Source organism: Gammaproteobacteria bacterium, from assembly GCA_036381015.1.
Lineage (GTDB): Bacteria > Pseudomonadota > Gammaproteobacteria > Steroidobacterales > Rariloculaceae > ZC4RG20.
Map to the genome: position 1 here is coordinate 138,595 of DASVDR010000005.1, position 9,232 is coordinate 147,826.

General features: G+C 63.1%; 6 protein-coding genes. 5 read left to right on the forward strand and 1 reads right to left on the reverse strand.

Annotated elements, in window-relative coordinates; genetic code table 11:
* Positions 1-23: 23 nt before the first annotated feature.
* Positions 24-449 (forward strand): hypothetical protein, encoded by a 426-nt coding sequence (locus tag VF329_01435; protein HEX7079660.1) that lies wholly within the window; start codon positions 24-26, stop codon positions 447-449.
* Between the two features lie 52 nt (positions 450-501).
* Here VF329_01435 and queF read toward each other — a convergent pair whose 3' ends face one another.
* Positions 502-912: a preQ(1) synthase gene (gene queF, locus VF329_01440; protein HEX7079661.1), complete on the reverse strand. Its 411-nt coding sequence runs from the start codon at positions 910-912 to the stop codon at positions 502-504.
* 166 nt (positions 913-1,078) lie between these two features.
* Between queF and smc the strand changes: the two genes are divergently transcribed.
* The 4 genes from smc to VF329_01460 are packed head-to-tail and all read left to right on the forward strand — an operon-like array spanning position 1,079 to position 8,187.
* Positions 1,079-4,588, forward strand: a complete 3,510-nt coding sequence (gene smc / locus VF329_01445; GenBank protein HEX7079662.1) for a chromosome segregation protein SMC — start codon at positions 1,079-1,081, stop codon at positions 4,586-4,588.
* 11 nt (positions 4,589-4,599) lie between these two features.
* Entirely contained in the window at positions 4,600-5,310 is a 711-nt protein-coding gene (locus VF329_01450; protein ID HEX7079663.1) for a cell division protein ZipA C-terminal FtsZ-binding domain-containing protein, read from the forward strand.
* 10 nt (positions 5,311-5,320) lie between these two features.
* Positions 5,321-7,357 carry an NAD-dependent DNA ligase LigA gene (gene ligA, locus VF329_01455; protein ID HEX7079664.1) on the forward strand — a complete coding sequence of 679 codons (2,037 nt, stop codon included), beginning with the start codon at positions 5,321-5,323 and terminating at the stop codon, positions 7,355-7,357.
* 2 nt (positions 7,358-7,359) lie between these two features.
* Positions 7,360-8,187 carry a DUF6502 family protein gene (locus VF329_01460; GenBank protein ID HEX7079665.1) on the forward strand — a complete coding sequence of 276 codons (828 nt, stop codon included), beginning with the start codon at positions 7,360-7,362 and terminating at the stop codon, positions 8,185-8,187.
* The last annotated feature ends 1,045 nt before the right edge of the window (positions 8,188-9,232 follow it).

Sequence of the window (9,232 nt, forward strand, 5' to 3'; positions counted from 1 at the left end):
CGCCACGCTTCGGCTCGTACGGCTTGAAGCCTCGAACCGGGCCGAACAACACGCTGGGCGCCGTCTGGACCCGATCGTGCGGCTTGTTGTTGCGCGCAGCGCCTCCCGTACCGGCGCTCGCGGGTCGCGACGTTGCGGCTTTTGAAGAGGTTCTCTTCTTCGAACTCGCTGGTTTTGCCACTACTTTCTTTTTCGAAACAGGCCTCGTCTTCTTCGACGTAGACTTCCCGGTCTTGGCCTTCTTTTTGCCGGCCGCGACCTTCTTTCCGGAAGTCTTCTTCGAAGTCCCTTTCTTGCCGGATGACTTCGTGGCTTTTTGGGGGCTCTTTGCCGACCGCTGCGACACCTTCCGGCGGCTGGCCGTGCCGCGCCCCGCCGCGGGTTTCCGCGCCGACTTGCTGCCAGTCTTCTTCTTTTTCTTGGCGGCTGCCTTGTTACCCGGCATATAACTCGCCTCCAAGAGCAACTACACGAAACGGGCGATTATACATATGCGCGCCCCTAGAGGAAGTCTCCGTTTCGCACCCTCGGAGGGGGAGGAACGGCCCCCTCCCAGCCCGGCCGCCGGTGCTCGACGACGACCGTCGTGTAGATGCCGCCGCGGACATTGAATTCCGCCGTGAGGCGCAGAAAACGGGGGGCGAGGCGCTCGACAAGGTCGTCCGCTATCCGGTTCGTGACGGCCTCGTGGAAGGCGCCTTGGTTCCTGTACGACCAAACGTACAGCTTCAGGGACTTCAGCTCCACGCATTCGGCGTCCGGCACGTACTCCAGGTGAAGCGTGGCGAAGTCCGGCTGCCCGGTCTTCGGGCACAGACAGGTGAACTCCGGAACGCGGATCCGGATCGTGTAGTCACGATCCGCCTGCGGGTTCGGGAAGGTTTCGAGAATCGCCTGAGACGGCGTCTGCATGCCGGAATTCGCCAAGTAGTCCGGTGCTTGCGCCGCGCACGGAGCGGCGCGAAGACACGTCGTTTTGCGCGTTCTTTTACTTTACACTACCCGGCCCAAGGGGGCTATTGCGGCCTGAATTGCACTCACCAGCGGAGTCGTATCCGACTCCCGTTCATACGGGTTTATGCGCCTGAGTAAGATCAAGCTCGCGGGCTTCAAGACGTTCGTCGATCCCACGACGATCAAGTTTCCCAGCAACCTCATGGGCATCGTCGGTCCGAACGGCTGCGGCAAGTCGAACGTCATCGACGCGATTCGCTGGGTGCTCGGTGAGACGTCGGCGAAGACGCTGCGCGGCGACTCCATGGCAGACGTGATCTTCAACGGCTCGAGCACGCGTAAGCCGGTGGGGCAGGCGAGCGTCGAGCTCGTGTTCGACAACTCCGATCGCACGATCACCGGCGCATACGCCGACTACGCGGAAGTGGCGGTCCGCCGCGTCGTCTCGCGCGACGGCACGTCGCAGTACTACTTGAACGGGGGACGCTGCCGAAGAAAGGACATCACCCACATTCTGCTCGGCACGGGTCTCGGGTCGAACGGGTACTCGATCATCGAGCAGGGCATGATCTCGAGGCTCGTCGAAGCGAAGCCCGAGGAGCTGCGCGCGTTCCTCGAGGAAGCGGCGGGGATTTCCAAGTATAAGGAGCGGCGGCGCGAAACCGAGCACCGCATACGCCACACCCGCGAGAATCTCGAGCGTCTCGCCGACCTGCGGGACGAGATCGAGAAGCAGCTGAGCCATCTACAGCGGCAGGCGAGGGCCGCGGAGCGGTACAAGGAGCTGAAGAGCGAGCAGCGCCGCGTGACCGCGGAGCTCCTCGCGCTGCGTCTGAAGACGCTGCGGGAGGAGGTCGCGGAGCAGGACCGTGTCCTCGCGGAGCGGCGCGAAGCGCTCGACGCGGCGCTCGCGGCCGAGCGCGATGCCGAATCCGCCTCCGAGCAACTGCGGCACGAGCTCGCCGAGCGCGGCGAGGCGCTGAACGCCGTGCAGGGCGACTACTATCGCGTCGGCGCCGAAATCGCCCGCCTCGAGCAGTCCATTCGGCACCGCAAGGACCTGATGCGCCGGCAACGGGAGGATCTCGATTCCACCGAGCAGCAGCTCGAAGAGATTCGCTCGCACGTGGCGAACGACCAGCTCGAGCTCGAGCAGCTCGAGCTCGCCCTCGAGGAGCTGAATCCGGGCCTCGAGGAAGCGAAGGCGAACCGTGCCGCGTCGGAGGAAGCGCTTCGCCGGGCCGAGGGTGCGATGGAGGCGTGGCGCGAGCAGTGGGAGCGCGCGGCGCGCGAGACGTCGAACGTCGAAAGCGCCGCACAAGTCGAAGAGGCTCGGCTCGAGCAGCTCACGTCGCAGCGCGACCGTCTGATCAAGGAGCTCGAGAGGCAAAACGGCGAGCGTTCCGCCTTGAGCTTTGAGCAGATCGAGGAGCGGCTCGAGCGGCTCATCGCCGAGGAGGAGACGCAGCAATCGGCCTGCGCGGAATCGTCGCGAGTGCTCGACGCCGTGTGGCAACAGATCCAGCAGCTGCGTCAGCAGGACAAAGAGATTTCCGCGCACCTCGACGAGCTGCGCGCGCAGCTTCAAAACGATCGCGGCCGGCTGGCATCGCTCGAGGCGCTTCAGGAAGCGGCGCTCGGTGGAACGCCCAAGGAGGCGGACGGCTGGCTCGAGAACGTGCCGATCGCCGATCGGAGATACCTGGCCGAGCGGCTCGTCGTCGAGCCCGGCTGGGAGCGGGCCGTGGAGACAGTGCTCGGCGGCTACCTTCAGGCGGTCAGCGTGCAAGCGCTCGACGTCGTCGCCGATCGGCTGGCGAACCTGTCCGAAGGCGGCATCGTCCTCCTCGAGGAGGCGCAGCCGTTACCGCCGCCCGCCGCCGGGGAGCCGCGGTGGCTCGCGGATCTGGTCAAGGCGCCGCCTGCCGCGCGCTCGTTGCTCGCGGGCGTCCGCGTCGCGCCGTCGCTCGAAGCGGCCTTCGCCATCAGGAGGGAGCTGGCGGACGGCGAAAGCGTCGTCACGCCCGAAGGCATATGGCTCGGCAGGCATTACTTGCGGATCAATCGCAGCGACGATCCGGAGCTCGGCGTCATCGCGCGAGGCGAAGAGATCGCGCGGCTGAAAATGCAGACCGGGACCACTGCGGCGCGGGCCGACGACGTGGCACGCGCCCTCGCCGAAACGCGCAGCCGCCTCGAGCAGCTCGAAGAGGCGCGCAAGCAAGCGCAAGTCGAGTCCACGGAGCGCCAGCAGCGCCACACCGAGATCAAGACGCAGCTCGAGTCGGCGCGCGCCGAGCTCGAGCAGGCGCGCGGCCGCGCCGAGGCTCTCGACCGCACCATCGCCGAGCTCGAGGCGGAGCGCGACACGCTCGATGCCAAGCTCGAGGGTTGCCGCGCACGCCGTGAGGAGGCCGCCCGTGCGCTCGAAGCGCTCGCCGAGCAGCGCGCCGGGCTCGAGCAAGAGCGCGACCGACACCAGGCGGTGCTCGCGGAAGCCCGGGAGCGGGCGGAGCACGACCGACAGCGGGCACAGGAATTGGCCATCAAGGTCGAGTCGCGGCGCAACTCCAAGGAGTCGGCGAGCGCCGCGCTCGCCCGCGTGCAGTCGCAGCAACAGCATCTGCTCAAGCGTCGCGACGAGCTCCGTAGCCAGCTCGAGGCAGCGGTGGAGCCGCTGTCGGAGGAAGAGGGCACGCTCGGGAGGCTTCTGGACGAGCGCGGAGCCGTGGAGACGCGCCTCGCCGAGGCGCGGACCGGGGTCGAGGCTCTGGACACGCGGCTACGCGAGGTCGAGGATCGGCGCAATGCGGCTCACCGCGCGGTCGCCGACGCGCGCGACGCGGCGGACAACGTCCGGCTCGCCGCACGTGAAGCGCAAGTCCGGCTGGAGACCGTGGCAGAGCAGTTCGAGGAGACGGGTTTCGAGCTCGACGCGATCCTCGCGGAGCTGCCCGAGAGCGCGTCCACGGAGGAGTGGCATGAGTCGCTCGAGTCGCTCGAGCGCAAGATTCAGCGCCTCGGCGCGATCAACCTCGCGGCCATCGACGAGTTTCAGGAGCAGTCGGAGCGGAAGAAGTACCTCGACGCGCAGTTCGCGGATCTCACGGAAGCGCTCGAGACTCTGGAGAATGCCATTCGCAAGATCGACCGCGAGACGCGGTCGCGCTTCAAGGAGACTTTCGACAACGCCAATCAAGGGTTGGGCCGGCTGTTTCCGCGGCTCTTCGGCGGAGGGCACGCGTACCTCGAGCTCGACGGGGAAGATCTCCTCGACTCCGGCGTCACGGTCATGGCTCGGCCGCCGGGCAAGAGGAACAGCACGATTCACCTTCTTTCGGGCGGCGAGAAGGCGCTCACGGCAGTGGCGTTGGTGTTTTCCATTTTCGAGCTCAATCCCGCTCCGTTCTGCTTGCTCGACGAGGTCGACGCGCCGCTCGACGATGCGAACGTGGGACGCTTCAGCGAGATCGTCAAGGAAATGTCGGACCAGGTGCAATTCGTTCTGATCACGCACAACAAGACGACGATGGAAGCCATGCACCAGCTCAGCGGCGTGACGATGAACGAGCCCGGTGTTTCGCGCCTCGTGGCTGTGGATCTCGATGAAGCGGTACGACTTGCTGCAATGTAAACGACAAGGCGATGACCGAGTTGCGCTGGGTACTGCTGGCTCTGGGCGTCTCACTCGTCGTCGGCGTCTATCTTTGGGGCAAAGGCCTCTTCAAGCGTAACGCCTCCGCGGGCCGCCCGAAGGCGAAGCGGGCCGAGCCGCGCATCTCACCGGAGCTGTCGCCGGAGGAAGTGCTGCTGGCGCCGCTCGGGCAGCTCGATGGTGAGGATGTGCCCGATGCGGAGGCTGTCCCCGAAAGCGCGGAGCCCGAGCGTCCCGAGCACGAGGCTGCTCCCCCGAAGCCCCCGAGGCGCTCCGGGCCTCCGGAGAAGGTCGTAGCGCTTCGTTTCGTTCCGCGCAGCCACGAGCTGGACGGCGAGGAAGCCGTGCTGGCCCTGCGCGAGGCGGGCCTCGAGCACGGCCGTTACGGCATATTTCATTACCAGGACGAGTCCTGCCCGAGCGAGGCGAAATTCAGCGTGGCGAACCTGACCGAGCCGGGCTCCTTCGATCTCGACCATATCGCGGGGCAGTCGCTGGCGGGGATGAGCTTTTTCATGGTGCTGCCGGGCTCCGGTGATCCGGTGGATCGCTTCGACGCGATGGTGAGCACGGCGCGCGCGCTCGCGTTGCAGTTCGACGCCGAGCTGTTCGACGACGCCGGAAGCTCTTGGAGCATCCAAAGAGAGCGGTACGTCCGCGAAGAGCTCATTCGCTATCGCCTTCAGCTCGCGCAACCCTGAGGGTGAAATCGTGGCGGCGCCTGACCAGAAGCTGATCGCCGAGCTCGAGCAGCTTCGTCGGGAGATCGAGGAGCACAACTACCGTTACTTCGTCCTCGACGCTCCCTCCATACCGGACGCCGAATACGACCGTCTGATGCGGCGCCTTCAAGCCATCGAGGCCGAGTATCCCTCGTTGGTCACGCCGGACTCGCCGACACAGCGGGTCGGCGCCAAGCCGGTCGGGCAATTCGGTCAAGTCCGGCATAACAAGCCGATGCTGTCGCTCGAGAACGCCTTCGCCGAAAGCGAGCTCTTGGCTTTCGGCAAGCGCGTATCCGACCGCTTGCGTGCAGCCGGAGTCGACGCGTCCACAATTCAATTCGTCGGCGAGCCCAAGCTCGACGGGACGGCAGTGAGCCTTCGCTACGAGGATGGCGTGCTCGCCCTCGGTGCGACTCGCGGCGACGGAACGGTCGGCGAGGACGTCACGCACAACGTACGCACGATCCGCGGTGTGCCGTTGCGGCTACGGGGACGTAACCTTCCGGCCGTCCTCGAGGTCCGAGGCGAGGTCTTCATGGCCAAGCAGGCGTTCGAAGAGCTCAACCGACGTGCGGCAGAGCGCGGCGAGAAAGTGTTCGCGAATCCGAGAAATGCCGCTGCCGGGTCGCTCCGCCAGCTCGACGCTCGAGTTACGGCTTCGCGGCGGCTGGATGTCTTTTTCTATGGACTAGGGGAGGTGCAGGGCCTCGAGCTGCCGCCGACGCAGCACGAGATCCTCGAGATGCTCCAGGGCTTCGGGCTGAGGACGTGCCCGGAATGGCAATTGCTAGAGGGAATTCACGCGTGTTTGGCCTATTACGCAACTATCGCCCAAAAGAGGGCCGAATTACCTTACGAGATAGACGGGGTGGTCTATAAGGTCGACAAGCTAGAGTGGCAGGAGCTGCTTGGCTTCGTTTCCCGAGCCCCCCGTTGGGCAATTGCTCACAAGTTTCCGGCTCAAGAAGAGCTCACAACGGTGAGGCGAATCGAGTTTCAAGTGGGGCGTACGGGTGCGTTAACCCCGGTTGCCCGCCTCGAGCCGGTTTTCGTGGGCGGTGTCACGGTCAGCAACGCCACTTTGCACAACATCGACGAGCTGCATCGCAAGGACGTGCGGGAAGGAGACACTGTCATCGTGCGCCGCGCCGGCGACGTCATTCCGGAAATAGTCGCGGTCGTGCCGGAGCGGCGGCCGTCCGGGACACGAGTCGTGGAGTTGCCGGCTCACTGCCCGGTCTGCGGATCCGACGTGGTGCGTGCGGACGGGGAAACCATCGCCCGATGTGTCGGCGGCCTACATTGCCCCGCGCAAAGAAGGGAGGCCATCAAGCACTTCGCATCCCGGCGCGCCATGGACATCGATGGCCTCGGCACTAAGCTGATCGAGCAGCTCGTGGATCGCGGCACGATTCAGACCCCCGCCGACCTTTACGATCTCGAGCCAGAGGAGCTGATGCAGCTCGAGCGCATGGGGGAGAAATCCGCCCAAAAGCTCAAGCAGGCGCTAGAGAAGAGCAAGAGCACCACTCTCGCCCGTTTCCTTTACGCCCTGGGAATCCGCGAGGTGGGCGAGGCGACGGCGAGCGCGCTGGCCGCCTCCTTCGGTTCGATAGACGCAGTGATGGAGGCCACCGAGGAGGAGCTCCAGAACGTTCCGGACGTCGGACCGGTCGTCGCCGCTCACGTTCGCGCTTTCTTCCAAGAGCCGCACAACCGCACGGTCATCAAAAAGCTTATCGATAAGGGAATTCACTGGCCGGCCCCGCAGCGGCCGACGTCCACGAAAAGCCCTCTGGCGGGGAAGACCGTCGTGCTGACCGGGACTCTCTCCAGCATGACTCGTGAGGAGGCGAAAGACCGTTTGACCGAGCTCGGCGCAAAGGTCGCTTCCAGCGTCTCCAAAGCAACAGATTACGTGGTCGTCGGAGAGAACCCGGGATCCAAAGCGAAGCGGGCGGAAGAGTTGGGCGTTCCAATTGTTGTAGAGCAGGAGCTCCTAGATTGGATCAACAGCGTGTGAGCATGCGATCGCCGTTTCAGCAAGCCGTTCTGAACTCTTTGGAGGGCATCTTGCTTCCCCTAGCGAAGCTCATGCTGCGATGCGGGGTCGGATGCTCCGAGTTTATTGCGGTGTCAAAGGCAGCCTTTGTTCAAGCGGCAAGCGAAGGGTACGGCCTGCGCGGCCGACCGACCAACGTGTCACGGGTTGCGGCGATGACAGGGCTGTCGAGAAAGGAAGTAAGCAGAATTAGAGCGGAAGGTCCAGTTGAAAGATGGACTCCGGACATGGAGGTCAATCCGGCGAATACCGTACTTCATTATTGGCACTTTGATCCCCTATTTTGCGAGCCGCTCGGTGTACCCCGTCCACTTCACTTTGACGGAGACATGAGCTTTACCATGTTGGTCAGAAAATACGCCGGCGACATCCCAGCCGGAGCAATGAGGAAAGAACTTACCCGAGCTGGGACGGTAATCGAAGATCAGGACGGAAAATTGTTAGTTCGGGAGCGCTACTTTTATCCTGCTGCCTTTGATGAAGATTTCGTAAGGAACGCGGCTTTTTCTCTAAAGCATCTAGCCGAAACGCTGGTTCATAACGCGCAGCTTGCCGGGGACACGAGCGAGGAAGATTCTGCAATTCGTCACGGTAGATTTGAGCGTTTCGCATGGAGCGACCATCTGCGGCCCGACACAGTAGCAGAGTTTAAGCAGTGGGTTCGTATGGAGGGCACGCGGTTTGTCGAGCTCGCGGACAACTGGATCGGCCAACATGAGCTGCCTCACAAGTCGGCTCCCGGTGAAAGGCGAGCAATCGGTGTGGGCATCTACTATTTCGAAGAAGACTGAGCCAGAGTGAAGTCAGTGCTATCGACGGCGTATATGCAGGCTGGCCGCTGAGTCCCCTTATCAAAATAGTTTCGAACGAACCTCATCCCGAGCTTCTCTAGCACCCGTATGCTTCTCAAGTTTTGCGGATAAACGAGGCCATAAATCCGATCAATACCGAAGCTCGGATTCGAAAAGATCACGGAAATGAGCGCCGCCGCGGACTCGTAGGCTAGCGCCTGCCCCCATTTGTCGTGGCGCAAGGCGTAAATTACCTCATACCCTTCCAATTCCCGAATTGGTTGAATACCACACCAACCAATTACCTCGCCGCTGCCGATCTCTTCGAGTGCAAGCGCACCGAATCCCGTTGTAGTTCCTCGGTCCACTAGCCGCTTCAGCGCTAATGCCGATTCGGCTCGGGACTTAATACCGCCCGCATGTCGTGTGACCTGGGGGCTCCTATGCAGCTCGAATAGCGCGTCCCGATCGCCGAGCCCGAACGGTCGTATTTTCAAACGGTTAGTCCGGACAGGAAGAAAGGCGCGTAGCCGTACCCCGTCGGCGTCGGACCCTGACATGCCGATAATTCCCAAAATAACAATGAGTTACATGACTAAGAGGGGGGTGGAGTGCGGCCCTCCATTACCACAACGGACGTTAATCCTCCTTGACGCAAGTTACAAATGGGAACAAAATCCCAGAAATTGCGAATTATGTAGAGTCTATAAGGATTCTGTAAAAAGTTAAGCGGAGACAGCGATCTAGATGCCGGCGCTTTGAGACGTAAACGCTTAAGCAACAACAGACTTCTTTGGCGGGCCCGGCGAAACGACTGAACTTGAAACTCAAGGCCGGCCTGCGGCTCGAGTTTCACCGGTAAGAAATGGGGGGCGCAAGTGCTTAAGGTCCAGGCCTGCCTAGTCGCAGCGACTAGGGTCGGAACGCTATTTTTGGCCGCCTTTGTAATGTTCCCGGCCCTGGCCGATACGACTACTCAGTCTACGAGAGGCATCACCGGCAGTGATCTCCGCGGCATCACGGGCAGCGACCTCCGCGGCATCAC